General features: G+C 64.2%; 28 protein-coding genes and 1 tRNA gene. 22 read left to right on the forward strand and 7 right to left on the reverse strand.

The window, feature by feature from the left end:
* The first annotated feature begins 17 nt into the window (after positions 1-17).
* Positions 18-746 carry an outer membrane lipoprotein chaperone LolA gene (gene lolA, locus Herbaro_RS08655; RefSeq protein ID WP_275013416.1) on the forward strand — a complete coding sequence of 243 codons (729 nt, stop codon included), beginning with the start codon at positions 18-20 and terminating at the stop codon, positions 744-746.
* 63 nt (positions 747-809) lie between these two features.
* Here lolA and fdxA read toward each other — a convergent pair whose 3' ends face one another.
* Complete coding sequence (fdxA, locus tag Herbaro_RS08660; protein ID WP_275013417.1) at positions 810-1,148, reverse strand: ferredoxin FdxA; 339 nt, start codon at positions 1,146-1,148, stop codon at positions 810-812.
* 203 nt (positions 1,149-1,351) lie between these two features.
* Here fdxA and Herbaro_RS08665 point away from each other — a divergent pair, with 203 nt between their 5' ends.
* Positions 1,352-2,644, forward strand: coding sequence for a replication-associated recombination protein A (locus Herbaro_RS08665; protein ID WP_275013418.1), 1,293 nt, complete (start codon positions 1,352-1,354; stop codon positions 2,642-2,644).
* A 54-nt stretch (positions 2,645-2,698) separates the two neighbouring features.
* Here the strand turns inward: Herbaro_RS08665 and Herbaro_RS08670 are convergent, their stop codons facing one another.
* On the reverse strand, positions 2,699-3,322 hold the full coding sequence (locus tag Herbaro_RS08670; protein WP_275013419.1) for an anaphase-promoting protein: 624 nt from the start codon (positions 3,320-3,322) through the stop codon (positions 2,699-2,701).
* Positions 3,323-3,466: 144 nt separating this feature from the next.
* On the opposite strand from Herbaro_RS08670, the gene serS reads away from it, so the two are divergent.
* Complete coding sequence (gene serS / locus Herbaro_RS08675) at positions 3,467-4,765, forward strand: serine--tRNA ligase (RefSeq protein WP_275013420.1); 1,299 nt, start codon at positions 3,467-3,469, stop codon at positions 4,763-4,765.
* 99 nt (positions 4,766-4,864) lie between these two features.
* On the opposite strand, the gene Herbaro_RS08680 is transcribed toward serS, so the two are convergent.
* The gene (locus Herbaro_RS08680) at positions 4,865-6,745 is read right to left on the reverse strand and encodes a GGDEF domain-containing protein (RefSeq protein WP_275013421.1); all 1,881 of its coding nucleotides are present in this window, start codon (positions 6,743-6,745) and stop codon (positions 4,865-4,867) included.
* A gap of 307 nt (positions 6,746-7,052) precedes the next feature.
* Here Herbaro_RS08680 and Herbaro_RS08685 point away from each other — a divergent pair.
* Positions 7,053-7,142 (forward strand) — tRNA-Ser (locus tag Herbaro_RS08685).
* A gap of 344 nt (positions 7,143-7,486) precedes the next feature.
* On the forward strand, positions 7,487-9,214 hold the full coding sequence (locus tag Herbaro_RS08690) for a diguanylate cyclase (protein WP_275013422.1): 1,728 nt from the start codon (positions 7,487-7,489) through the stop codon (positions 9,212-9,214).
* Positions 9,215-9,299: 85 nt separating this feature from the next.
* On the opposite strand, the gene Herbaro_RS08695 is transcribed toward Herbaro_RS08690, so the two are convergent.
* Both Herbaro_RS08695 and Herbaro_RS08700 read right to left on the reverse strand, forming a co-directional pair.
* Positions 9,300-10,328: a LacI family DNA-binding transcriptional regulator gene (locus tag Herbaro_RS08695; RefSeq protein WP_275013423.1), complete on the reverse strand. Its 1,029-nt coding sequence runs from the start codon at positions 10,326-10,328 to the stop codon at positions 9,300-9,302.
* 95 nt (positions 10,329-10,423) lie between these two features.
* On the reverse strand, positions 10,424-10,849 hold the full coding sequence (locus Herbaro_RS08700; RefSeq protein ID WP_275013424.1) for a MarR family winged helix-turn-helix transcriptional regulator: 426 nt from the start codon (positions 10,847-10,849) through the stop codon (positions 10,424-10,426).
* A gap of 157 nt (positions 10,850-11,006) precedes the next feature.
* On the opposite strand from Herbaro_RS08700, the gene Herbaro_RS08705 reads away from it, so the two are divergent.
* The 3 genes from Herbaro_RS08705 to Herbaro_RS08715 all read left to right on the forward strand — a co-directional run bounded on the left by Herbaro_RS08705 (position 11,007) and on the right by Herbaro_RS08715 (position 12,912).
* Complete coding sequence (locus Herbaro_RS08705; protein ID WP_275013425.1) at positions 11,007-12,203, forward strand: HPP family protein; 1,197 nt, start codon at positions 11,007-11,009, stop codon at positions 12,201-12,203.
* Positions 12,204-12,279: 76 nt separating this feature from the next.
* Positions 12,280-12,444, forward strand: coding sequence for a hypothetical protein (locus Herbaro_RS08710; RefSeq protein WP_275013426.1), 165 nt, complete (start codon positions 12,280-12,282; stop codon positions 12,442-12,444).
* 261 nt (positions 12,445-12,705) lie between these two features.
* A complete protein-coding gene (locus tag Herbaro_RS08715; protein ID WP_275013427.1) occupies positions 12,706-12,912 on the forward strand; it encodes a DUF1289 domain-containing protein in 207 nt (68 codons plus the stop codon).
* Positions 12,913-12,925: 13 nt separating this feature from the next.
* On the opposite strand, the gene Herbaro_RS08720 is transcribed toward Herbaro_RS08715, so the two are convergent.
* A complete protein-coding gene (locus Herbaro_RS08720; RefSeq protein ID WP_275013428.1) occupies positions 12,926-13,558 on the reverse strand; it encodes a Maf family nucleotide pyrophosphatase in 633 nt (210 codons plus the stop codon).
* A 182-nt stretch (positions 13,559-13,740) separates the two neighbouring features.
* Between Herbaro_RS08720 and Herbaro_RS08725 the strand changes: the two genes are divergently transcribed.
* Entirely contained in the window at positions 13,741-14,238 is a 498-nt protein-coding gene (locus Herbaro_RS08725; RefSeq protein ID WP_275013429.1) for a YceD family protein, read from the forward strand.
* Between the two features lie 102 nt (positions 14,239-14,340).
* Positions 14,341-14,523 (forward strand): 50S ribosomal protein L32, encoded by a 183-nt coding sequence (gene rpmF / locus Herbaro_RS08730; RefSeq protein WP_006463510.1) that lies wholly within the window; start codon positions 14,341-14,343, stop codon positions 14,521-14,523.
* Positions 14,524-14,525: 2 nt separating this feature from the next.
* Here the strand turns inward: rpmF and Herbaro_RS08735 are convergent, their stop codons facing one another.
* Complete coding sequence (locus Herbaro_RS08735; protein WP_275013430.1) at positions 14,526-14,753, reverse strand: hypothetical protein; 228 nt, start codon at positions 14,751-14,753, stop codon at positions 14,526-14,528.
* Between Herbaro_RS08735 and plsX the strand changes: the two genes are divergently transcribed.
* From plsX to Herbaro_RS08795, 12 genes are all read left to right on the forward strand, one after another.
* A complete protein-coding gene (gene plsX, locus Herbaro_RS08740; protein WP_275013431.1) occupies positions 14,746-15,840 on the forward strand; it encodes a phosphate acyltransferase PlsX in 1,095 nt (364 codons plus the stop codon). The two genes, Herbaro_RS08735 and plsX, sit on opposite strands and share 8 nt — an antisense overlap.
* Positions 15,841-15,868: 28 nt before the next feature.
* Positions 15,869-16,855: a beta-ketoacyl-ACP synthase III gene (locus Herbaro_RS08745; RefSeq protein ID WP_275013432.1), complete on the forward strand. Its 987-nt coding sequence runs from the start codon at positions 15,869-15,871 to the stop codon at positions 16,853-16,855.
* An 86-nt stretch (positions 16,856-16,941) separates the two neighbouring features.
* A complete protein-coding gene (gene fabD, locus Herbaro_RS08750; RefSeq protein ID WP_275013433.1) occupies positions 16,942-17,874 on the forward strand; it encodes an ACP S-malonyltransferase in 933 nt (310 codons plus the stop codon).
* The gene (gene fabG / locus Herbaro_RS08755; RefSeq protein ID WP_275013434.1) at positions 17,871-18,623 is read left to right on the forward strand and encodes a 3-oxoacyl-ACP reductase FabG; all 753 of its coding nucleotides are present in this window, start codon (positions 17,871-17,873) and stop codon (positions 18,621-18,623) included. Before fabD ends, fabG begins: the two co-directional genes overlap by 4 nt.
* A gap of 163 nt (positions 18,624-18,786) precedes the next feature.
* Positions 18,787-19,026 (forward strand): acyl carrier protein, encoded by a 240-nt coding sequence (gene acpP, locus Herbaro_RS08760; protein WP_006463505.1) that lies wholly within the window; start codon positions 18,787-18,789, stop codon positions 19,024-19,026.
* A gap of 33 nt (positions 19,027-19,059) precedes the next feature.
* Positions 19,060-20,301, forward strand: coding sequence for a beta-ketoacyl-ACP synthase II (fabF, locus tag Herbaro_RS08765; RefSeq protein WP_275013435.1), 1,242 nt, complete (start codon positions 19,060-19,062; stop codon positions 20,299-20,301).
* 55 nt (positions 20,302-20,356) lie between these two features.
* Positions 20,357-20,857 carry a protein YgfX gene (locus Herbaro_RS08770; RefSeq protein WP_275013436.1) on the forward strand — a complete coding sequence of 167 codons (501 nt, stop codon included), beginning with the start codon at positions 20,357-20,359 and terminating at the stop codon, positions 20,855-20,857.
* A gap of 94 nt (positions 20,858-20,951) precedes the next feature.
* Positions 20,952-21,554 carry an RNA polymerase sigma factor RpoE gene (gene rpoE, locus Herbaro_RS08775; RefSeq protein ID WP_275013437.1) on the forward strand — a complete coding sequence of 201 codons (603 nt, stop codon included), beginning with the start codon at positions 20,952-20,954 and terminating at the stop codon, positions 21,552-21,554.
* 78 nt (positions 21,555-21,632) lie between these two features.
* The gene (locus Herbaro_RS08780; protein WP_275013438.1) at positions 21,633-22,319 is read left to right on the forward strand and encodes a sigma-E factor negative regulatory protein; all 687 of its coding nucleotides are present in this window, start codon (positions 21,633-21,635) and stop codon (positions 22,317-22,319) included.
* Position 22,320: 1 nt separating this feature from the next.
* Positions 22,321-23,349 (forward strand): MucB/RseB family sigma factor regulatory protein, encoded by a 1,029-nt coding sequence (locus Herbaro_RS08785; protein ID WP_275013439.1) that lies wholly within the window; start codon positions 22,321-22,323, stop codon positions 23,347-23,349.
* 20 nt (positions 23,350-23,369) lie between these two features.
* Positions 23,370-24,851, forward strand: a complete 1,482-nt coding sequence (locus tag Herbaro_RS08790; RefSeq protein WP_275013440.1) for a DegQ family serine endoprotease — start codon at positions 23,370-23,372, stop codon at positions 24,849-24,851.
* Between the two features lie 93 nt (positions 24,852-24,944).
* Positions 24,945-25,241 carry a glutaredoxin family protein gene (locus Herbaro_RS08795; protein ID WP_275013441.1) on the forward strand — a complete coding sequence of 99 codons (297 nt, stop codon included), beginning with the start codon at positions 24,945-24,947 and terminating at the stop codon, positions 25,239-25,241.
* Positions 25,242-25,418 lie beyond the last annotated feature (177 nt).

The raw sequence follows: 25,418 nt of genomic DNA on the forward strand, positions 1-25,418 counted from the left end.
AGAACGGATACAACAACATGGACAATTCCAGGACTCCTTTTTCGCGCCGCAGTGCGCAAGCGCAGCAAGCCCGCACACGCGCGCTCGACGTGCGCCGCATGCTGGTGGCGGCAGGCCTGTCGGCGCTGGCCGTGGCCGGCGCCATCGCCATCGCCGCGCTGACCCCGGGCCGCGCGCAGGCCGCCGCGCTCGACCAGTTCAAGCAGTTCGTCGCCAGCACCCAATCGGCCAAGGGCGCGTTCACCCAGCGCCTGGTGCGCAACGAGAACGGCAACGCCAAGGTGGTCAACACCTCCAGCGGCAGCTTCGTGTTCTCGCGTCCGGGCAAATTCATCTGGACCTACCAGAAGCCCTATGAGCAGGTGATCCAGGCCGACGGCGAGAAGCTGTTCATCTACGACAAGGACCTGAACCAGGTCACCACCAAGAAGCTGGGCAACGCGCTGGGCTCGTCGCCGGCCGCGATCCTGTTCGGCAGCAACGACCTGGAAAAGAATTTCAACCTGAAGGAAGCCGGCGCCAAGGACGGCCTGGAATGGCTGGAAGCCGTGCCCAAGAGTAAGGATACGACCTTCGACAGCATCGGCATCGGCCTGAAGAACGGCACGCCGGTGGCGATGGAATTGCATGACTCCTTCGGCCAGGTCTCGGTGCTGAGCTTCGACAGCTTCGAGAAGAACCCGCCGCTGAAGGTCAACAGCTTCAGCTTCACCATTCCCAAGGGCGCGGACGTGTTCAGCAACTGATCCGGCCGCCAATGACAAAGCCCCGCAGGCTCGCGCTTGCGGGGCTTTGTCATTGGCAGGGGCTTATTCTTCCGGCATCTGCAGCAGCGGCAGCTTGTGCGGCACGTCCTTCCACTTCTCATGGTCAGGCATGGGCGCCTTGGCCTGGGTGATGGGCTTCCAGCCGGGGTGCCTGGCCAGCTTCGCGTTCAGGTCTTCGAAATGCGCCATGGCAGCCGGCAGGTCGGTGGCGTTGTAGATGGCGCCGGCCGGGCATTCGGGCACGCACATCGAGCAGTCGATGCAGCCGTCGGGATCGATGGCCAGGAAGTTCGGACCTTCAACGAAGCAATCCATCGGGCAGACGCTGACGCAGTCGGTGTATTTGCACTGGATGCAGGAATCGGTGACAACAAAGGGCATGGCAATCAAACGCGCAGTGGAGGAGGGCTGCCCGGCAAGGATGCCGCGGCGGCGCGTATTTTACCGCGTTGCCGTCCATCGGCTGTGACCGGCCGGTGACCATCGCGTGACGGGCGCGTCATCCGGCGACGCTCTGCGTTAGACTACGGCCTTTGGCGGATACCGCGCATCCATCGCGGCCGCCGGCACCGACCGATCGAGAAATGAACCTGATTCCCCTGGCCGAACGCATGCGGCCGCAATCCTTCGACGACGTCATCGGCCAGCAGCACGTGCTGGGGCCGGGCAAGCCGCTGCGCGTGGCCTTCGAGTCCGGCGAGCCGCATTCGATGATCCTGTGGGGGCCGCCGGGCGTGGGCAAGACCACCCTGGCGCGCCTGATGGCGGACTCCTTCAATGCCGAGTTCATCGCGCTGTCGGCGGTGCTCTCGGGCGTCAAGGACATCCGCGAGGCGGTCGAGCGCGCCCAGCTGATTCGCGCCAATTCGGGCCGTCGCACCATCCTGTTCGTGGATGAGGTGCATCGCTTCAACAAGAGCCAGCAGGACGCCTTCCTGCCGCACGTGGAGAGCGGGCTGTTCACCTTCATCGGCGCCACCACGGAGAACCCGTCCTTCGAGGTCAATGGCGCGCTGCTCTCGCGCGCGGCGGTATATGTGTTGAAGTCGCTGACCGACGACGACCTCGGCGCCATGATCGACCGCGCCTGCCAGGATCAGCTGGACGGCCTGCAATTCCAGCCGGAAGCGCGGGAGATGCTGGTAGCCAGCGCCGACGGCGACGGCCGCAAGCTGTTGAACAACCTGGAGATTGTGGCGCGCTCGGCGCAGGCCAAGGGGCAGGAGACGGTCACCCCCGAGGTGCTGGCCGAATGCCAGGGCGATGCGCTGCGCCGCTTCGACAAGGGCGGCGACGCCTTCTACGACCAGATCTCGGCGCTGCACAAGTCGGTGCGCGGCTCCAATCCGGACGGCGCGCTGTATTGGTTGACGCGCATGCTCGACGGCGGCGTCGATCCGCGTTATCTCTCGCGCCGCATCGTGCGCATGGCCTGGGAAGACATCGGCCTGGCCGATCCCCGCGCCATGACCATCGCCAACGACGCCGCCAACACCTATGAGCGGCTGGGCTCGCCCGAGGGCGAGCTGGCGCTGGCGCAGGCGGTGATCTACCTGGCGGTGGCCGCCAAGAGCAACGCCGGCTACATGGCCTACAACCAGGCGCGCGCTTTCGTTGCCAAGGACAAGTCGCGCGGCGTGCCGGAGCACCTGCGCAACGCGCCGACCAAGCTGATGAAGGAGCTGGGCTACGGCAAGCTGTACCGTTATGCCCATGACGAGCCGGAAGCCTACGCCGCCGGCGAGACCTACCTGCCGGACGGCATGCGCGAACCCAACTGGTACCAGCCGGCGCCGCGCGGGCTGGAAGCCAAGATCGGCGACAAGCTGGCGCACCTGCGCGAGCTCGACCGCGAGGCGCGCAAGAATTCGAAATAAGAACAAGGGAACAGGGCCGCGCGCGGGCGCCGCGGCCGTGGGCAGGTCCGCCGCTCAGGCGGGCTTCCTGCTCCAGACGTGGAAGCTGCCTTGCATGGCCGACATGGCGTCGATCACGGTCTGGTAGGTCTTGTCGTTGTCGAAGCCGGGCAGTCTCTCTTTCATCGCATCCTGCAGCAGGTCGAGTCCCTCGGCGTCGTTGGGCACCAGCACGCCCTTGACGGCGCCATCCACCTGGCCGGCGATGATCCATTCCGGTTGCGGCAGGGGGCCTTCGCTGATGCGGATGGTGACGTCGGCGACCTCGTTCCAGGCGATGCCTTCGCGCTTCGCGCCACGCACCGTGGTGCGGATTTCCAGTGCGTCGAACTCCACGCTGAGCTTGCGCGCGGCCTGGGCCGCCAGCTTGGCCGGGCTCAGTTCGGCCGCGCCCGGGGCTTGCACGCGCCAGTCGGTCTTGCGCTTTTTCGGCGGCACGAAGCGGTTCTTGATCTGCTGGCCGAAGGCGAAGGTGGCGCCGAAAGACAGGCCGGCCAGCAGGCCGTAGAACAGGCTGGCCTCATTGGTCATGTAGTGCATGCCGGCCCAGACCGCGATGCAGCAGGCGGCCACCAGGCCGAGGATGGACAATGGCAGGGGCGTCTTGGGAGAATCGTCGGCGTCTTGTTGGTCGGACATGGCTGTGGCGGTAGGTTGGAAACTGGCCGAATGGTAACCCGTCCGGCGCGCAATTTGTTGCCCAAAGCGCGGCCTAAGGTCCGTCAAGCGCGCGCGGCTTGGTACAATCGCGTTTTCTGCATCAATTCAACTCGTTTCTTTCCCATGATCGACATCCAACTCCTCCGTAAAGACATCGACAATGTGGCGGCCCGCCTGGCGGCGCGCAAGTTCGTCCTCGATGTGGCCGGCTTCAATGCGCTCGAGGCTGAACGCAAGCAGATCCAGACCCGCACCGAAGAACTGCAGGGCAAGCGCAACAGCCTGTCCAAGCAGATCGGCATGCTCAAGGGCCGGGGCGAGGATGCGTCGGCGGTGATGGCGGAAGTCAACGGCATCGGCGACGAGCTCAAGTCCTCGGCGACGCGCCTGGAGGAAGTGCAGCAGCAGATGAACGCCTTCCTGCAGGCCGTGCCCAACCTGCCGCATGAGTCGGTGCCGGTGGGCAACGACGAATCCGGCAACGTGGAAGTGCGCAAGGTCGGCGCGCCGCGCAGCTTCGACTTCGAGGTCAAGGACCACGTCGACGTCGGCAACCCGCTGGGCCTGGATTTCGATACCGCGACCAAGCTCACCGGCTCGCGCTTCTCGGCGCTCAAGGGCGGCATGGCGCGCCTGCACCGCGCGCTGGCGCAGTTCATGCTGAACACCCACACCGGCGAGCACGGCTACACCGAGTGCTATACGCCCTACATCGTCAACGCCGACAGCCTGCGCGGCACCGGCCAGTTGCCCAAGTTCGAGGAAGACCTGTTCGCCGTCAAGAAGGGCGGCCAGGAAGGCGAGGCCGAGAATGCCGCGCTGTACCTGATCCCGACCGCCGAGGTGCCGCTGACCAACTTCGTGCGCGACGAGATCGTCGCGGCCGACGCGCTGCCGCTGAAGTTCACCGCGCATTCGCCGTGCTTCCGTTCGGAAGCCGGCTCCTACGGCCGCGACACCCGCGGCATGATCCGCCAGCACCAGTTCGACAAGGTCGAGATGGTGCAGATCGTGCATCCTGAGAAGTCCTACGAGGCGCTCGACGAAATGCTGGGCCACGCCGAGGCCATCCTGAAGCAGCTCGGCCTGCCGTACCGCGTGATCACGCTGTGCACCGGCGACATGGGCTTCGGCGCGGCCAAGACCTATGACATCGAAGTCTGGCTGCCGGCGCAGAACACCTACCGCGAGATCTCGTCGGTATCGAACTGCGAGGCCTTCCAGGCGCGCCGCATGCAGGCGCGCTTCCGCAACGCCCAGGGCAAGCCGGAACTGCTGCATACCCTCAACGGCTCCGGCCTGGCGGTGGGACGCACCCTGGTGGCGGTGCTGGAGAACTACCAGCAGGCCGACGGCAGCGTGGAGATCCCGGCGGCGCTGCAGCCCTACATGGGCGGCATCACCAAATTGACGCCGGCCTGATTGGCGACGGCATCGGCAAAACGGCCGCCCTGAGGAGGGCGGCCGTTTTGTTTTGGGCGCAGGAAAACGCAGCTGAAAACGTTTTCCCGAAGGGCGAGCTTAACCGTCCTTGAGCGCCCACGAGAAGGCCACCGGGATACGGCGTTCGATGAACAGGCTGTTGCCCTGGATTTTTTTGGCCTGCTTCTTGGCCTTGGTGGCGGCCGAGGCGATCTGGTGCGGCGAGGAGTATTGCGAGGGCTCGATCTTCACCGCGCCCAGCGAGATCGACACCAGCGGATGCAGGACCCGGTTGCCCTGGCGGTCTTCCGAGTGATAGCCGCCGCGCTCGCGGTCTTCGTCGTAGTAGAAGGCGCGCGACTCGGCCTCGAAGTTGTCCAACATGGCGCGGCAGCGCTTCTCCCAGTCTTCGCTCTGGAACATGATCAGGAAGTCGTCGCCGCCGATGTGGCCGATGAAGTCCAGGTTGGCGTCGCAGCCCTGCTGCAGCACGCGGCCGGTCAGCTGGATCATGTCGTCGCCCTTGCGGTAGCCATAGACATCATTGAAGGGCTTGAAGTGGTCCAGGTCGCAATAGCAGATGCAGAACTCGACGCCGCTTTGCAGCAGGTATTCGATGTGGTCGTTGATGGGCACGTTGCCCGGCAATTGCGTCAGCGGGTTGGCGTGGCGCGCGGCGTCGATCTGCATCTGCGTGATCTCGCGCAGCAGGTCGTGGCCGGTGCCCAGGCCCATGTACTGGCCGCGGTCGGTGATGATGAAGCCGTTCGACAGGTGGTGCGACTCCGCCTGCACCAGCAGGTTCGACAGGTCCTGCAGGCTGGTTTCCTGTTCGGTCAGGATGGGATTGGGATCCATGAAGAAGGCGCAGGATTTCTTGCCGTAGAGTTCGCGGCCGTACAGGCGGGCGAAGCGCTCGACCATGCTGTAGCGGTTGATCAGGCCGATCGGCAGGCCGTTGCTGACCACCGGCAGCGCCTGCAGTTGCGGGTCGTTGACGAACATGTCGTAGACCGTGTCGTTGGAGACGTCCGGGCTGACGTACTGGGTCTCCCGCAGCAGCTTGAAGACGGTGGCGTTGCGCTTGCCGGGACCGTACTTGCTGGCCGCCAGCGGCACCTTGTCGCGGCGCAGGGTCTTGGTGACGTCTTCCGAGATCGACACCGGCGGCTCCGGCTGCGGGCGCGCGATGTGATAGCCCTGGCCGCAGGCGATGCCGAGGTCGCGGATGGTCAGCAGCTCGGCCTGCGACTCGATGCCCTCGGCGATCACGATCGAGCCGGACTTCTCGGCGATCTCCTGGATCGAGCGCACGAACTGCAGCTTCATCGGATCGTGGTTGATGCCCTGCACGAAGTGCATGTCGATCTTCACGTACTCCGGCTGCAGCTCGGACCACAGGCGCAGGCTGGAGAAGCCTTCGCCGAGGTCGTCGATGGCGATCTGGAAGCCCATGTCGCGGTAGTGCATGGCGGCATTGCGCAAGAGGGCATAGTCGTAGGTCGGCTCGTTCTCGGTGAGTTCGATGATGATGCGCTGGGGGTTCACGCCCAGCTTCTCCAGGTAGCGCAGCGTCTCGCCCTGGATCGCCTCGGGCTGCATCAGCGCGCCGGGAGTGACGTTGAGGAACAGGTTGCCCGGCAGGCCCAGCTGGGCGAAGCGCGCCAGCACGATGTGCCGGCACAGGTATTCCATCTGCACCGACAGGTTGTGCGCCCGCGCCACCTTGAACAGCGCCAGCGGAGAGTGCAGCGGCGTATTGGAGGGGCCGCGGATCAAGCCTTCATAACCGAGGATCTCGCCATTGCGCATGCGCACGATGGGCTGGAACAGCGCCGTCAATTTGCGCTGCGCGATGATTTCATGCAACAAGGACAACATCGGATCGGATGCGCCGGGCTGCGGATTGCCGGCGGCGCGGGCGATCAGCTCGGCAGCTTCGGCGCCGAGCGGGAAGGGGGCGTTGGAGAGGGGCGCCATCTGGCAAAGTCCGAAATGAGTTGTTCCAAAGAACGGAAAATAATTTACGGATGCTAGAAGTCATTTATGACAAGATGATGATGAAAGTGCACCGCGCGGACGTTTTTGCATGAAAAGAACAGCCTGCCTTGTTTTGGATCAGCAGCTGTCCCGGTGGCCGGGAAAAGAGGCGGGGCGGATGATAGGGGTTGCCGGTCTGATAAATGAGTTTCGGAAATTATTTTTCAGATGGGTATTCCGTTACCAAAAATCTTCTGATATAGTTGCCGACTTTGCTGCACCACGCAGCGAACGACCGAAGTTAACCGGAGAGGTGGCAGAGTGGTCGAATGTACCTGACTCGAAATCAGGCGTACGTTAAATCGTACCGTGGGTTCGAATCCCACCCTCTCCGCCAGTTGGCTTAAAAAAAAGTAGTCGCAGGAACAGATAAGGCTCTGAATTTTTCAGGGCCTTATTTTTATTCTGCGCCGGTTTTGCATCGGGATGCGCGAGCATGCCGGTTCCGGGGCTGCGATCCGGCAGCGCCGATCAATAACAGCGGCATCGCCTACTCAAGGGGAGGGGGCGGCGAGGTCGACTGCCTCGGCCGCACCAGGTCCGGAGACGATTCAATTCGGGTTCCCGCGCAGCGGGACTCGCCTGTGGTTTATTTTCATCCCCGCTCACGATCTTGTGTCGCCGGTACGCCGGTCTTGTTATATTCATAAAAAATCGTAAGCCTCGAAGCGGGCCCATTAAATGTCCTTGAATCGTCTGTTCCGGCTGATTTCCATCGCATTGCTGATGTTGTTCCTGGCATTGGCGATTTCGCTGGTATGGATCGAATGGAGCATTTACCAGAACGGCGCCAACAGCGTGCCGGCGCTGAGGAATTTTCGCCTCGGCCTGATCGCCATGGAAAAGCTCTCCGCCGAGCGCGGCCCGGCCAACGCCTACATGGGCGCCAGGCCGCAGGATCGGGAGCAACTCTACCTGCGCTTGAAAGAAGCCCGCGCCACCAGCGACGCCGCGCTCGCCAAGCTGCGCGGCGCGCTGGACAAGGATCCCACGCTGCGCAAATCCTCCATGTCAGAGCGCCTGCGCACGGTGCAGCAGGCCCTGGGCCCGGCGCGCGCGGCGGTCGACCGCGTCGGGCTGCAAGCCCAGGAGCAACGCACGCACCTGTACGTGGTGTCCGCCGTGAACGGCATGGTCGACATGATCCCGGTGATGGTGCGCGTGACGGCCGAGCTGGCCAACATCGTCGACCAGTCCGATCCCGACCTGCGCGACGGCCTGGCGGGCGTGCGCGCCGCCGCCAGCCTGCGCGAATACGCCGGCCAGATCGGCTCGCGCTTTACCGCCCCCCTGATCCTCCAGCGCAAGCTGGATTCCGATGAAGTGATCGAGATCGGCCGCCTCTATGGCCGCATCGAACTGCTGCGCTCGCTGGTCGGCGCGCAATTGGCGTCCTACGCCGCGCGGCCCGAATTCGCGCGCGCCCTGGACGACATGGACAAACAATACTTCGACAACGGCTTCCAGTTCCTCGACTACCTGCTGCAGGTCGGCCTGAAATCGGGCGACTACGGCATCACGCCGGCCGAGCTGGCGGCGCGCTACGTGCCGCAGATGAAATCCATCCTCGACCTGCGCGACCTCCTGCTCGACGACATGATGGTGCGCGCCGAGCAGCGCAACATGCAGGCCCGTAATTTCCTGGCCTCGGTGATCGGGCTGACGATCATCGCCTGCCTGTTCTTCCAGTTGCTGATGTACCTGATCCGCAAACGCGTGGTGCGCCCGCTGGTGAACGCCACCGACCTGGTGGTCGGCCTGGTCGACGGCAAGCTGGACCAGGAAATCCCCAAGGGAAAATACGACGACGAGATCGGCGGCATGATGCGCGCCTTGCGGGTGCTCAAGGAGCGCATCCTGGAGCGCAACAGCCTGGCCAAGGAGCGCGAGGCGCTGATCACGCAGCTGCAGACCTCGTCCAATACCGATTTCCTGACCGGCCTGCTGAACCGCCGCGCCTTCTTCTCCTACGGCGAGCAGCAGCTGGGCGTGGCGCAGCGCTACGGCCGCGAGCTCTCGGTGGTGCTGTTCGACATCGACCACTTCAAGCGCATCAACGACACCTACGGCCATCTCTCGGGCGACACCATCCTGCGCGGCGTGGCGCAGACCGCGACGCAGCTGCTGCGCAAGGTCGATGTGCTGGCGCGCTACGGCGGCGAGGAGTTCATCGTGCTGCTGCCGGAATCCGACCTGGAGCAGGCGCGGGCGGTGGCGGAGAAGCTGCGCTTTTCGCTGGCGCAGAAAGACTTCGAGATCGACGGCGGCCAGCATGTCCGCATCAACGCCAGTTTCGGCGTGGCGACGCTGGTGGACGGGCGCAGCCTGGAGCAGTTGATCAAGCTGGCCGATACCGCCCTGTACGTGGCCAAGGAGCAGGGGCGCAACCGGGTCGAGGTCAGCGCCTGAGGTCGTGCGGCGGGTGCTGCCGACGCTCGCGAGCGTGGCAAAAAAGGGCCGGCATGATGCCGGCCTTTTTCATGGCGCGACGGGATCAGGTGCTCTCGCGCTCCAGGATGGAGTAGCCCAGGTCGCGCACCGGCTGCTCGACGCTGTGACCGGCGAAGCGGGTGAGCAGCATGTCGGCCGCGGTCAGGCCGATCTGGTGCGCGCTGATCTGCACCGTGGTCAGCGCAGGCAGTACTTCCGGCGCGATTTCCAGGTTGGCGAAACCGGCCAGGGCAATGCGTCCGGGCACGGCCACGCCGCGTCGCGCGCATTCCATGGCGGCGCCGGCGGCGATGACGTCGTTGCTGAAGAAGGCGGCATCGACCTGCGGATGGCGATCCAGCAGCCGGCCTATCGATTCGCGCCCGGCGTGCAGGAAGGAGCCCATGGGGACCTTGAGGTGCACCGGCTCGGCCGCGCCGTGCGCCAGCAGCGCTTCGCGCATGCCGGCGAAGCGCGCCATGCCGCGCGGATCCTCGCCGCCGACGAAGGCCATGTGGCGGTAGCCGCGGCCGTGCAGGTAGTCGCCCATGGCGCGGCCGGCGTCATGGTTGTTGAAGCCGGCCAGCATGTCGATCGGGCGCTTGGTCAGGTCCCAGGTTTCGACCACGGGGATGCCGGCGGCCTTGAGACGCTGCCGGGTGCGGGCGGTGTGCTGCACGCCGGTCAGCACCAGGCCGTCGACGCGACGGCCGATGAAGGCTTCCACCAGCGCGGTCTCGGTGTCTTCGCAATAGCCGGTCTGGCCCAGCAGCAACTGGTAGCCCTGCAAACTCAACTGCTCGGACAGGCCGCGCACCGTCTCGGCAAAGATGGAGTGGCTGATGGTGGGCACAATGGCGGCCACGATGCGGGTACGGCGCGAGGCCAGGCCGCCGGCCAGCATGTTGGGGATGTAGCCCATGCTGGCGATGAAGGATTCGACCTTGGCGCGGGTGTCGGGCGAGACCTTTTCCGGGGTGTTGATCACGCGCGAGACCGTGATGTGCGAGACCCCCGCGGCGCGGGCGACGTCTTCCTTGGTGATGGCGCGCGCCTGGGCGGCGGGGCTGCTGGTCTCGGGTTTTCTTTTCATGGGCGAAGTGGTGGGCGGGCCTGGGTGGCAAGCATAGCAGGAGGCGGCGCGGGCGGCAGTTGCGGAAAACCGCAGGCCGGCGCATCCGCGCTGGCTCAGTCGCGGTCGTTGAAGGCCGAGATGTGGGAGACCTGGAATACCCCCGACAGCGACTGCAATTCATTGCGATGCAGCTCGGCCAGGCGATGCAGGTACTGTTCTCCCAGCTCGGTCAGGCGCACCTGGACCAGGCGCTTGTCGCGATCGTCGGGCGCGCGCGTGACCAGCCCGGCCTTCACGCAGCGCGTGACCAGCGCCACCACGCCGTGGTGCTGCGACTGCAGGCGTTCGGCCAGCTCGCTGATGCTGGCCCAGTCGCGGCCGGGGAAGCCCTTGATGTGCAGCATCAGCAGGTATTGCAGCGGCGTGATGCCTTCGCCTTGCGCGGCATCTTCGGAAAAGCGCAGGAAGCGGCGCAACTGATAACGAAATTCCGAGAGCGCCTCGAAGTCGTCCTTTTGCAGGCGGGAGGTGTGTTTCATGGCTGGCGCGGGACCCGGAGGATCATCTGGATGCCATCATCGGGGCAGGCGAGGCGCCTGGAGCGGGACATGTATATCATCTTGTGATGTAATTGCGGTTTGGCTGCGCTGACGCCGGCCCTGGTTCAATACGTCGAGGAAGTCGCGGAAAACGGATATGCCCGATTCTATCTTGCTGTGGTTCAAAAGTTTCATCCCGCCAAAAAGCAATGTCGACCGCTTCGAGCGCATGCGCTCTTGCGTCGGCAGCCTGTTCGGCATCCTGCTGGTGGGCTTGGCCAGTTACGCCATCCTGCCGCATGACGCCAGGACCGTCTGGCTGATCGCCCCCATGGGCGCCTCGGCGGTGCTGCTGTTCGCGGTACCGGCCAGCCCGCTGGCGCAACCGTGGTCCATCATCGGCGGCAACCTCTGGTCGGCGCTGGTCGGCGTGACCTGCGTCAAGCTGATCCCGGAGCCGGCGCTGGCGGCGGCGGTGGCCATCTCGCTGGCCATCGGCGGCATGTTCCTGTTGCGCTGCATTCATCCGCCCAGCGGCGCGGTGGCGCTGACGGCGGTGCTGGGTGGGCCGGTGGTGCATGAGATGGGCTACGCCTTCGTGCTGGCGCCGGTGCTGCTCAATTCGGCGCTGCTGCTGCTCGCCGCGCTGTTCTTCAACAATGCCTCCGGGCGGCGCTATCCGCATGCGCAGCAGAGCGCGGCGGCGCATCCGCACCAGACCCGCGATGAGCTGCCGATTGCCCGGTTGGGGTTCTCGCATGAGGACCTGGACGAGGTGTTGAAGAACTATAACCAGGTGATCGACATCGGCCGCGACGACCTGGAAGAGATCTTCATGCAGACCGAGATGCGCGCCTACCATCGCCGCTTCGGCGAGACGCGCTGCGAGGCGGCGATGTCGCGCGACGTCGTGGCGGTGGAGTTTGCCACCAGCCTGGACGAGGCCTGGCGCCTGCTGCAGTCGCACCGCCTGCGCGCCTTGCCGGTGCTGGATCGGGCGCGGCATGTGATCGGCATCGTCAGTCGCAGCGATTTTTTGGAGCACGCCGGCGCCGACGTGCATACCGGACTGGCGGGGCAGCTGCGCAAGTTGTTGCATCGCGTGCCGTTCACGCACTCCGAGAAGCCGGAAGTGGTCGGCCAGATCATGAGCGGCGAGGTGATTTCGGCCGGTGTGGATACGCCGGTGCTGGCGCTGGTGCCGAAGATGGCCGATGGCTTGCATCAGATCCCGGTGGTGGACGTCGACGGCAAGCTGGCCGGCATGCTGACGCAGTCCGACATGATTGCGGCGCTGTACGAGAAGAACCTGGCGGCCGCGCGCGGCGCGCCGGGCCTGCGCAGCGCTGCTTGACAGGGCGCCCGGGCGGGGTGATTCTCGGCCTGTGGCGCGGCCCGGACTGCGGGCGCGCCGATGCGAGGAGACTGTGATGAGGATGACCGTCCTGGTTGTTGCCGTATCCGTCCTGTTGGCCCTGGCCGCCTGCGAGCGCAAGGGCGGCAATCCGCCCAAGCCGGTGACCGAGGCGCCGCCCGTTGCATTTTTGTGGGGTGGATCGGCTTCGGGAGGTGCTACCGGCGAGAGTTATGCATAAGGTGAATATCTGCTATTGCCACAATAAAGCAGACTCGCCGTGGGCCGATCGCTATAGTTGCACCTGTCTCCTCCAATCTCCTCCTTAAGAAATTGGATTCAAGCCCGCAACCACTGGTTCGCGGGCTTTTTTTTGCCTGTTTGTTCCTGGGGCGGGCTTATCCCTTGTCCGCGTGCAGGAATAGCGGCGGCGCTTCTTGGTAAGATGCGGGTTGTGGCGATCGGATCCTTCGATGCGCCTTGTTTTCGTCCAGAATCCTCAATGTCCCAGACTCCTTCGTCCCAGCCCTTGCCCGAGCGGCCCGATACGCCTTGCGTGGCCGTCTGCTCCACTACCTTCGACGATGTCTGCCGCGGTTGCGGCCGCACCGTGGACGAGGTGGCGCAATGGGTGTTCCTCAATGCGCAGGAGCGCGAGGTGGTTTGGCAGCGCATCCTGGCGCAGGGTTATCCGCGCCGCAACTACTGAAGCGCCGGCGCCCTCAGCGCGCCGGCAGTCCGAAGAAGCCGACCCCGGCCGCACGCAGCATCCCGGTCAGCGCGATCAGCGGCAGGCCGGTAAGGGCGGTGGGGTCGTCGCTGCGTATGCTTTCCAGGATGGCGATTCCCAGGCCTTCGTTCTTGGCGCTGCCGGCGCAATCGTAGGGCTGTTCGATGCGCAGGTAGGCGTCCAGCTCCGTATCGGGCAGGTCGCGGAAGCGGACCAGCGTCTGCACATTGCAGACCTGCGCCGCCTGGGCAGCATCGGCGCGGCGGCCGTCCCACAGGCACAGCGCCGTATGGAACACCACTTCGCGCCCGCGCATTTTTTGCAATTGCTTCAGGGCGTTGGCATGGTCGCCGGGTTTGCCGATCTGCTCGCCATCCAGCGTGGCCACCTGGTCGGAACCGATGACCAGGGCGGCGCCGGCGCGGGCCGCGACTGCCGCGGCTTTTTCGCGCGCCAGGCGCAGGGCCGTGGCATCGGGCGCCTCGCCCGGCCTTGGGCTCTCATCGATGTCCGGCGTCATGCTCTCGAAGGGCAGTCCCAGCCGGCCCAGCAGTTCCTTGCGATAGGCGGAGCTGGAGCCGAGGATCAGGCGCGGCGAGGTGGCGATGGGGGCGTTATGGGGCATGGCGAGGGCGGAATCGAGGTGGCGGAGGCTGGCCTGGATGGCAAGAATCTTGCCAAAAACAGGCAAAAAAAGAGGCGGCGCGGCGACAGCTTGGCGAAAAAACAGCGAAGGCGCGCTAAGGCTTTGACTGGTAAGGAAATTTTCTGTTATTATCGCAGGTTTTCCGGATTGCAGCTTTGGGTATGAATGCATTTGTGATCGACGCGTTCGAGTTTTGCCGGCTGAAACAGCAGGCCCAAGGCGACATTCCGGTTGCTGAATTAGGTCGTCTGGCGCAAGAGACGGTTGACCGTTCCGGCACGATTTCCTGGATCCTGTCCGGCGATATCGACAAGCTGGGGCATGCTCAACTTAGTCTGGCAGTGTCGGGTGCGGTTAATCTGATCTGTCAGCGTTGCCTGACGGCATTGAATTTCGAGATTGATTCGAAGTCGCTGCTGGTATTGGCAAAAGATGAGGCGCAGGCCGACGCGATCGAGGAGTTGCTCGATGATGACGGGATCGATGTCATCGTCGGTACGGCGGCTTTCGACGTGAACAACCTGATCGAGGATGAAACGCTGCTGGCATTGCCGGTGGCGCCCAAGCATCAAGCTTGTCCTGGAGATGGTGTGGCGGCTGAGGCCAAAGGTGCTGAACGGGCTTCCCCGTTTGCGGTACTGAAGAAGTTGAAGCAGTAATTTTTGGGGATGTCTGGCAAGCGCCGGGCAGCAGCACACGGGATTGTCGGAAACCTGGATCCGGTGTGTTAAAATTTTCAATCTTAAGGTTTAGGAGTAATCATGGCCGTTCAACAGAACAAAAAGACCCCGTCGAAGCGCGGTATGCACCGTGCACACGACTTTCTGACTGCACCCCCGCTGGCTGTCGAGCCGACGACTGGTGAAACCCACCTGCGTCACCACATCAGCCCGAACGGTTTCTACCGTGGTCGCAAGGTGCTGAAGACCAAGAACGACGAGTAATCTCATTCATTGAGCTTGCTGTTTTTGGAGAAAAGCGGCGCAATGAGCTTCCGTTGCCGGAGGTTCATTTTGCGCCGCTTTTTTATGCCCGCGAGGTTCGTGCCTGCGGGTTTGCCTTGCCGGCTTGGCGGCGCGCCGACGGCGTCCGCATTTGATCGCGTCATTTTCAATGGCGTGCAAACTGCCTCATAATGTGGGCTGGCAAGGCTTTGAATCAATTCGATGACCATCAAAATTTCAATCGACTGCATGGGTGGAGATCACGGCCCGTCAGTCACTCTCCCGGCCGCAGCCTCCTTTCTTCGTCGCGAGCCCGACGCGGAGCTGATCCTGGTGGGCCAGGAAGGCGTGCTGCAGCCGCTGCTGAAGAAGTACAAGCTGGCCGGCGAAGCCCGCGTCCAGATCCGCAACGCCACCGAAGTGGTCACGATGGAAGATCCGATCGAGGTGGCCCTGCGCCGCAAGAAGGACTCTTCCATGCGCGTGGCGGTCAACCTGGTCAAGGACGGCCAGGTGCAGGCCGCCGTCTCGGCCGGCAACACCGGCGCGCTGATGGCGGTGTCGCGCTACGTCCTCAAGACGCTGCCGGGCGTTGATCGTCCGGCCATCTGCACCATCCTGCCCAACCAGAAGGACGGCCCCACCTACATGCTCGACCTCGGCGCCAACGTCGACTGCGAGCCCCAGCATTTACATCAATTTGCATTGATGGGCTCGGCCCTGGTTTCCGTGATGGAGGGCAAGGCCAAGCCCACCATCGGCCTGCTCAACGTGGGCGAGGAAGACATCAAGGGCAATGAGCTGGTCAAGGAGACCGCCGGGCTGCTGCGCGCCGACCACGAGAAGGGTATCCTCAACTTCTACGGCAACGTGGAAGGCAATGACATCTTCGAGGGCACCACCGACCTGGTGGTATGTGACGGCTTCGTCGGCAACGTGACGCTCAAGGCCTCCGAGGGGCTGGGGCGTTTCGTCAAGAGCGTGCTGACCTCGGAATTCAAGAAGGGGGTCATCAACAAGCTGGGCGCGCTGATCGCCTATGGCGCCATCAAGGCCCTGTCGCGCCGGCTCAATCCTTCCCGCTACAATGGCGCCAGTTTGCTGGGGCTGAAGGGGTTGGTGTTCAAGAGCCACGGCGGCGCCGATGTGTATGCGTTTGAATGGGCGATCCGCCGCGCGTATGATGCCGCCAAGTACGATGTGCTCGCGCGCATCGGCGCGACCATGGCGGAGCTGATGCCCCAGGGACAGGCAAGCGCTGCCGCGCCGGCCATTGCTGTCGCTGCCGAGGAACCGGCGGCGCCGGCCCCGCTGTAATCACCGAATCAACAGAGCAAAAGACGGTATGACCACCTATAGCAGAATCGTCGGTACGGGCAGCTACCTGCCCACCAAGCGCGTCACCAATCACGAGCTGGCCGCACAGCTGGCAGAGCAGGGCGTGGAAACCTCGGATGAATGGATCGTCACGCGCAGCGGCATTTCCGCGCGCCACTATGCCGAGCCTACGCAGTTGTCGAGCGACCTGGCCCTGTCGGCCTCGCAGCGCGCGCTGGAAGCGGCCGGCATGCAGCCCAACGACATCGACCTGATCATCCTGGCGACCTCGACCCCGGATCACCTGGGCGGCTTCCCCAGCACCGCCTGCGTGGTGCAGCGCAAGCTCGGCATCACCAACGGTTCGCCGGCGATGGACGTGCAGGCGGTTTGCAGCGGCTTCGTCTATGCGATGTCGGTGGCCGACAGCTTCATCAAGTCGGGGGCGCACAAGAATGTGCTGGTGATCGGCACGGAAGTGTTCTCCCGCATCCTCGATTTCAAGGACCGCACCACCTGTGTGCTGTTCGGCGACGGCGCCGGCGCCATCGTGATGAGCGCCTCCAGCGAGCCCGGCGTGCTGGCCAGCAAGCTGCACGCGGATGGCAGCCACGGTCATATCCTGTGTGTGCCCGGCAGCGTCAGCAACGGCGCGGTGGCGGGCAGCGCCTACCTGTACATGGATGGCCCGGCGGTGTTCAAGCTGGCCGTGTCGGTGCTGGACAAGGTCGCGCGCGAAGCGCTGGAAGCGGCCCGGGTCGATGCCGCCGAGGTCGATTGGCTGGTGCCGCACCAGGCCAACATCCGCATCATGCAAGGTACGGCCAAGAAGCTGGGCCTGCCGCTGGAGAAGATGGTGGTCACCGTCGGCGAGCACGGCAACACTTCGGCCGCCTCGATTCCCCTGGCGCTGGACCAGGCCGTGCGCGACGGTCGCGTCAAGCCGGGTCATACCGTCCTGATGGAAGGCGTGGGCGGCGGCTTCACCTGGGGCGCCGTGCTGGCCCGCATGTAAGCAAGGCTGGAGCGTCGCCGGCGGCTGCCAGCGCGGCGCGCCGGTGGCGTTTCGATTTTTTTATCCAACCTCAATCAAATCCACGCATGACAAAATTCGCTTTTGTTTTCCCGGGCCAGGGTTCGCAGGCCATCGGGATGCTCAACGGTTTCGCCGGCAATGAAGTCGTCCGCCAGACCGTCGCCGAAGCATCCGACGCGCTGCAGTTCGACCTGGGCAAGCTGATTGCCGAAGGCCCCAAGGAAGACCTGGACCTGACGACCAATACCCAGCCGGTCATGCTGACCGCTGCCGTGGCGTTCTATCGCGCCTGGCTCGCTGCGGGCGGCAAAGCGCCGGCGCTGGTGGCCGGCCACAGCCTGGGCGAATACTCGGCCCTGGTCGCCGCCGGCGTGATCCAGTTCAAGGATGCGGTGCCGCTGGTGCGCTTCCGCGCCCAGGCCATGCAGGAAGCCGTGCCGGTCGGGCAGGGCGGCATGGCCGCCATCATCGGCTTGTCCGACGATGATGTGCGCGCCGCCTGCGCCGAAGCCGCGCAGGCGCAAGTGGTCGAGGCCGTCAATTTCAACGCGCCGTCGCAGGTGGTGATCGCCGGTCACAAGGATGCCGTCGCCCGCGCCTGCGAGGCCGCCAAGGCCCGTGGCGCCAAGCGCGCGCTGCCGCTGCCGGTGTCGGCGCCGTTCCATTCCTCGCTGCTCAAGCCTGCTTCGGATCGCCTGCAGGCTTACCTGGCCAATGTCGCGTTCTCGGCGCCGCAGATTCCGCTGATCAACAACGTCGACGTGGCCGTGGTCAGCGATCCGGCCGCCATCAAGGACGCCTTGGTGCGCCAGGCGGCCAGCGCCGTGCGCTGGGTCGAGACGGTGCAGAAGATGGGCGGCGAAGGCATCACCCACGTGCTCGAATGCGGTCCGGGCAAGGTGTTGACCGGCCTGGCCAAGCGTATCAACGGCGAATTGATCGGCGAAGCCATCGTCGATCAGGAATCCCTGGACAAAGTATTGGAGCTGCTCAAGTGAGTGCAAATCTGCAAGGACAAGTCGCGCTGGTCACCGGCGCATCGCGCGGCATCGGCCGCGCCATCGCCGTCGAGCTGGTGAAGCAGGGCGCCCGCGTGGTGGGCACCGCCACCTCGGAAGCGGGCGCCGCCGCCATTACCGAATACCTGAACGCGCTGCAGCCGGAGGCCGGTCGCGGCGTCGTGCTCAACGTCAATGACGCCCAGGCCTGCGGCGACGTGGTCGACCTGGTGCAGAAGGACTTCGGTTCGCTGTCGATCCTGGTCAACAACGCCGGCATCACGCAGGACCAGCTGGCCATGCGCATGAAGGACGAAGAGTGGGACGCGGTCATCGCGACCAACCTGACCGCCGTCGGCCGCCTGTCGCGCGCCGTGCTGCGCGGGATGATGAAGGCCCGTCACGGCCGCATCATCAACATCACCTCGGTGGTGGGCGAGGCCGGCAACCCGGGCCAGATGAACTACGCCGCCGCCAAGGCCGGCGTGGCCGGCATGAGCCGCGCCCTGGCGCGCGAGATCGGCAGCCGCAACATCACCGTCAACTGCGTCGCGCCCGGCTTCATCGACACCGACATGACCAAGGCGCTCAACGAGCAGCAATCCGCCGCCATCCTGCAGCAGATCCCGCTGGGCCGTCTCGGCGCGGCCGAAGAGATCGCCGCCGCCGTCGCCTTCCTGGCTTCGCCGCAGGCCGGCTACATCACTGGCAGCACGCTCAATGTCAATGGCGGCATGTACATGGGATAACAAGGCGGCAAGGGCTTGATTTAAGTCCTTTTGCCGTATTTTGTTTGAAGTTATGCTGCACTTGGCGCAATCTTGCCAAGAATGGTTAAAAGTAAATTTTCCGCGCGCAAACCTGCTAAAATGCGCGCACTTTTGTAACCTGTCTATCCTCTGGAGGAACAATATGTCCGATATCGAACAACGCGTTAAGAAGATCGTCGCTGAGCAACTGGGCGTCGCCGAAGCCGACATCAAGAACGAATCGTCGTTCGTTGACGATCTGGGCGCCGACTCGCTGGATACCGTCGAGCTGGTGATGGCCCTGGAAGATGAGTTCGAAATGGAAATCCCCGACGAGCAAGCTGAGAAGATCACCACCGTGCAACAGGCGATCGATTACGCAAAGTCGCAAGTCAAGGCCTGATAAGGGCTTTGAGTATAGTTTCAGGAGAATTGCTTGAGCCGCACTCGTGAACGTCGTGTAGTCATTACCGGCCTGGGATGCATTTCGCCTGTCGGCAATAATATTGCCGATACGTGGAGCGCCATCAAGGAAGGCAAGTCCGGCATCGCCACCATCACCAAGTTCGACGCATCCCCTTTCACCACGCATTTCGCCGGCGAGGTCAAGGGCTTCAATATCGAGGATTACATCCCCGCCAAGGAAGCGCGTCACATGGATACCTTCATCCACTACGGGATGGCCGCCGGTATCCAGGCCATCCAGGACAGTGGAATTACGGTAACGGATGAGAATGCCGAGCGCATCGGCGTCATGATCGGTTCGGGCATCGGCGGCCTGCCGCTGATCGAAGACACGCATGCCGAACTGACCAACCGCGGCCCGCGCCGCATCAGCCCGTTCTTCATCCCGGCTTCGATCATCAACATGATCTCCGGCAATCTGTCGATCAAGTTCGGCCTGAAGGGGCCGAACCTGGCCATCGTCACCGCCTGCACCACCGGCCTGCATTGCATCGGCGCGTCCGCGCGCATGATCATGTACGGCGATGCCGACATGATGGTGGCCGGCGGCGCCGAATCCAGCGTATCGCCGCTGGGCATTGGCGGCTTCGCGTCGGCGCGCGCCTTGTCGCAGCGCAATGACGACCCCGCCACTGCGTCCCGTCCGTGGGACAAGGATCGCGATGGTTTCGTGCTGGGCGAGGGCGCCGGCGTGATGGTGCTTGAAGAGTACGAGCACGCCAAGGCCCGCGGCGCCAAGATCTACGCGGAACTGCTGGGCTTCGGCATGAGCGGCGATGCGTACCACATGACCGCGCCGAACCTGGACGGCCCGCGCCGCTGCGTGCTTAACGCGCTGCGCGATGCCGGCGTCAACGGCGACGAGGTCCAGTACCTGAACGCGCACGGCACGTCGACCCCGCTGGGCGACAAGAACGAGTCCGACGCGATCAAGGCTGCCTTCGGCGATCACGCCTACAAGATGGTGGTCAACTCGACCAAGTCGATGACCGGCCACTTGCTGGGCGGCGCCGGCGGCCTGGAGACGGTGTTGACCGTGCTGGCAGTGCACCATCAGGTGTCGCCGCCGACGATGAACATCTTCAACCAGGATCCCGAGTGCGATCTCGATTACTGCGCCAATGCGGCGCGTGATATGAAGATCGACATTGCCGTGAAGAACTCCTTCGGCTTCGGCGGCACCAACGGCACCCTGGTCATCGGCAAGATGTAAAATGCGGTACCCGGTCTCCAGGTGGAGGCCGGGTTTGTCGTCTTGATGGCATCTTATGTCGATAGCAGTCTCTGCGGATATCAAACCTTCCCGCCTGCTTTTGCTGATCATGGGTTTCGCATGCATGTGCGTGGCCCTGATCGGCGTCTTCGCATGCCTGCTCATGCCGGGGCCGCTGTCCTGGCTGGCGCGCGGCATCCTGGCGGCGGTTTGCGTCGTAGCGGCGGCCGTCGCGCTTTTCCTGGTCTTGCGTGAGCGCAAGACCGTCTGGCTGCATATTTCCGGTACCGGGCAGATCCGCGTGGTGGAGCACCTCGCCAGCGGCGCTTTCCGCGGCAAGCCCCAGGTCATGAAGGCCGGGCTGGCGCAATTGCTGGCCGGCACCACCATCTGGCCTGGCATGCTGTTTCTGCGCCTGCGCCTCGAAAACGGCCAGACCCGCACCATCCCGATTCTTTCGGATTCGGTCTCAGAAGATACTTTCCGGGCGTTGTCCGTGGCGTGCCGCTGGCTGATCAGTCACAATACGGCCAAGGCCCGGATGCTCGAAAAATAACCCCGGCGAGCTTGAAAAATTGCCGGGGCGGATGCATCTGCCCTGAGGCAATGACGACAGAACAACACGGCGATAAAAAAACAAGGAACCCGGTTTGACGACAGAACGCGAAATAGACCAGCAGCTTGTTGAGCGCGTCCAGCGTGGCGACAAGAAGGCGTTCGAGCTATTGGTAGTCAAGTATCAACGCAAGCTGATGCGCCTGGTGTCGCGGCTCGTGCGCGACCAGGCCGAGGCCGAGGACGTGGTGCAGGAAGCCTTTATCAAGGCCTACCGCGCGCTGCCGCAATTCCGCGGCGACTCGGCTTTTTACACCTGGCTTTATCGCATCGGCATCAATACCGCCAAGAACTATCTGGTTACCATGGGCAGGCGGGCTCCCACATCGACAGAAGCAGATGCTGAAGAAGCTGAAACTTTTGACGATGGAGACCATCTGAGGGACATCAACACTCCGGAGTCGATGTTGGCCACCAAGCAGATTGCCCAAACGGTCAACGTAGCGATGGAAGCTTTGCCGGAAGAATTACGTACTGCCATTACGTTGCGCGAGATCGAGGGGTTGAGCTACGACGAAATTGCAGAGGCGATGGATTGTCCCATCGGCACCGTGCGCAGCCGTATTTTCCGCGCCCGGGAAGCAATTGCCGAAAAGCTGCGTCCCTTGCTGGACACGGCTGCTGACAAGCGCTGGTGATATCGCTGCAAAGTTGTTGATAAAAAAGCAAAATAACAAAGCGGGTATGGAACTAAGATTTTTGCCGGGTGACTGCTTATGGATACCAACGTAACAACCAAGGAACAGATCTCTGCGCTTGCCGATGGCGAGCTGGGCTCTGAAGAAACCACTATTGCCCTTGCGGCGCTGCGTTCGTCAAAGGACGCCGGCGAAGCCTGGGAAACCTATCACCAGATCGGCGACGTGCTGCGCTCGGAAGAGATGGGGGCGCCGCTGAGCGCCGGATTCTCGGCCAGGATGAGCGCCTTGCTGGACGCGGAGCCCACTATCGTGGCGCCCCAGGCGCCCGTCGAGGCTGCAAGTCCCGCCGCCGTCGTGCAGCCGGCCGCCGCCAACGGCGATCACCGCGCCCAGCGTCCCCGCTTGCTGGGACGCTTCCTGTTGCCGGGAGCCGCTGCTGCGGCTGCTGCGGTGGCTGCGGTGTTCGTCGCCATGCCGCAGCAGGCGGTCGTGACTGCGGACGCCAAGATCGCCGCGCCGATGGCGCAGGTTGCCTCGGCGCCAGTGGCCGTACCCTCGGCGATCGCGTCGGTTTCGGCCAGGGGCGGTGACGCCTCCGGCGCGCAGAACGTCACGCAACTGAGCACGCTGGCGCAGCAGGGTGAGGTCAAGCGCGATCCGCGCATCGACGACTACCTGTTCGCGCACCAGCGCTTCTCGCCTTCCTACAGCTCGGCGCAGTACGCGCGTTCGGCCGCATTCTCTGTTGACGCAGACAAATAATATGCGGCGAACGGGGCATCTGCTCGGACTGCTTTCCCTCCTTCTTGCGTTTCAAGCACCATCGGCCCAGGCGGCTGATGGTGCGCCCGCCGTTTCTTCCACCGAATCATCCACCGCCGCGCAGGCGCAGTTGAAAAGACTGCAGTCCGCCGCCCAGCGGCTCAGTTATTCCGGCACGTTCGTCTACCAGCAAGCCAACCAGATGCGCACGTCGCGCATCACGCACATCCTGGCCGGCAAGAACGAACTGGAGAAGCTGGAGGTGCTCGACGGCAAGCCACGCGAATACCTTCGCAACGACGACGACGTGGCGTGCTACATGCCGGACGCCAAGACCGTGCTGATCGAAAAGCGCGTCACGCGCGACGTTTTTCCCTCCATTGTCGGCGCCAGTCCCGAAGACCTGGCCAGCCACTACAACCTGAGCATGGGGCCGCAGGAGCGGGTGGCCGGGCGCGACTGCCAGGCCATCGTGCTGCAACCCAAGGACAAGCTGCGCTACGGCTACCGCTTCTGGGCCGACAAGCAGACCGGGCTGCTGCTGCGCGCCCAGACCCTGGACGGCCGCGGCGAAGTGGTCGAGCAGATTTCCTTCACCCAGGTCGAGATCGGCCCCATCGATCGTTCGCGCGTGCGTCCCACTTATGCGGATACCCATGGCTGGCGGATCGAACGGGCCGCCATGAGCCAGGTCGACCTGTCGTCCTGGAGCGTTTCGCCGCCGCCGGGATTTCGCAAGATCCAGGAAGTGCGCCGCCTGATCTCCGATAGCGCGCCTGCCGGCGCCGCGCCGGCGCAGAACCGGCCCGCAGAGCGCGAGGTGTCGCAGATCGTGTTTTCCGACGGCCTGGCCGCCATTTCCGTCTTCATCGAACCCGGCAGCCAGAACCGCAACGAGGGTGCGGTCCAGCAAGGAGCAATGAACATCGTCGGACGTCGCCAGGGGGATTACTGGCTGACGGTCGTGGGTGAAGTGCCGGCAGCCGCGATCCGGCAGGTTTCCGATTCCATCGAGCTGAAAACCAAGTAATCAAAAAAGAGAGTGTCGCAATGACTTCGCTGAAGAGCACCATCGCCGGCTCCCTGCTGGCAGCCTCCGTTTTTGCCGTGGCGCCGGCCGTGCTGGCCGCGCCTCCCGTGGTTTCTCCCGCGGTGGCGGCATTGCCCGATTTTGCCGATATCGTCGACCGCACCGGTCCCGGCGTGGTCAACATCCGCACCACCGAGCGCGTGCGGCAGAATGCCCAGGGCCAGGGCGGCATGGACGATCCTGAAATGCAGGAGTTCTTCCGCCGCTTCTTCGGCATTCCGGTTCCGCGCCAGCAGCAGCCGGGCACCCCGCGCGGCAACGGCAAGCAGGGCGGCCAGGGCCAGCAGGAAGAAGTGCCGCGCGGCGTGGGCTCGGGCTTCATCATCTCGGCCGACGGCATCATCCTGACCAATGCCCACGTGGTGGAGGGCGCCAGCGAGGTCTACGTGACGCTGACCGACAAGCGCGAATTCAAGGCCAAGATCGTCGGCTCCGACACCCGCACCGACGTCGCCGTGCTGAAGATCGACGGCAGCAACCTGCCGCGCCTGACCATGGGCGACTCCGATAAGATCCGCGCCGGCGAGTGGGTGCTGGCGATCGGCTCGCCCTTCGGCCTGGAAAACACCGTGACCGCCGGCATCGTCTCGGCCAAGGCGCGCGACACCGGCGACTACCTGCCGCTGATCCAGACCGATGTCGCCGTCAACCCCGGCAACTCGGGCGGTCCGCTGATCAACCTGAAGGGCGAGGTGATCGGCATCAACTCCCAGATCTACAGCCGTTCCGGCGGCTTCATGGGCATCTCCTTCGCGGTGCCGATCGACGAGGCGCTGCGCGTGGCCGACCAGTTGAAGGCCAGCGGACGCGTGACGCGCGGACGCATCGGCGTGCAGATCGGCGAAGTCACCAAGGATGTGGCCGAATCGCTGGGCCTGGCGCGCGCGCAAGGCGCACTGGTGCAGCGGGTCGAGCCTGACGGCCCGGCCGCTAAGGCCGGCCTGGAAGCAGGCGACATCATCCAGAAGTACAACGGCGCGGCCATCGAGCGCCCGAGCGACCTGCCGCGCATGGTGGGCGCTACCAAGCCGGGGTCCAAGGCGACCGTCACCGTCTGGCGCAAGGGCAGCGCGCGCGACCTCTCCGTGACCGTGGTGGAGCTGGAGGCCGACAAGCCCAAGCAGGCCGAAGACAAGAAGGCCAAGCCCGACAACACGCCCAATTCGCTGGGCCTGGTCGTGAGCGACCTGTCGGATGCGCAGAAGAAGGAACTCAAGGTCGACAATGGCGTGCTGGTCGAGGCCGCCAGCGGCGCGGCTGCCGCGGCCGGCATCCGCCAGGGCGATGTGATCCAGCGGGTCAACGAAGTGGACGTCAAGGACGGCAAGCAATTCGCCCAGCTGGTCGCCAAGCTCGATCCTAAGAAGCGCGCGGCGGTGCTGGTGCGCCGCGGCGACTCCTCGCAGTTCGTGCCGTTGCGCCCGGGCAGCGGCGGTAACTGATCCTGTTGGATCGGCGGCCGGCATGGTCTGGTGCAAGGCTGCACTCCCTGCGGGGTGCAGCCTTTTTCATGGGCAGGTGTGAGGATGTCTGAAATGCTCGACGACGGCGATACGCTTCGCTTCATTATTTATTCGCGCAGCTACTGCCACCTGTGCGACGACATGCGCGACGCCCTGCGCGCCGCACTCGGGGAGGTCGCGGCCTCGATCGAGATGGTGGACGTAGACGCCGATCCGGCGCTGGTCGAGCAGTACGACGAACTGGTGCCGGTGTTGCTCGGATTTCGCAACCGGGAGCCGGCGGTCAGGTTATGCCACTATCACCTCGACGCCGGGAGATTGGCGGCATTCCTGGCGGCGACGTCGGGCGAGGGGGCATCATCCGGATGAGATGCGGGCCGGTCGCAGGCGAAGTTGCATTTTTGTCAATATCGATGGCATGCGCAAGATGCCTGCAATGCGCGCCGCGGCGGTGTCGCAGCGCCGGAAAAGCGGGCTTCTCCCTCTGAAATCCGGTAAAATGTCGGGTCGAACAAGCTGCTGCAAAGCTAAGGCGCTCGGCCGGGG

Source organism: Herbaspirillum sp. WKF16, assembly GCF_028993615.1.
Classification (GTDB): Bacteria; Pseudomonadota; Gammaproteobacteria; order Burkholderiales; family Burkholderiaceae_D; genus Herbaspirillum.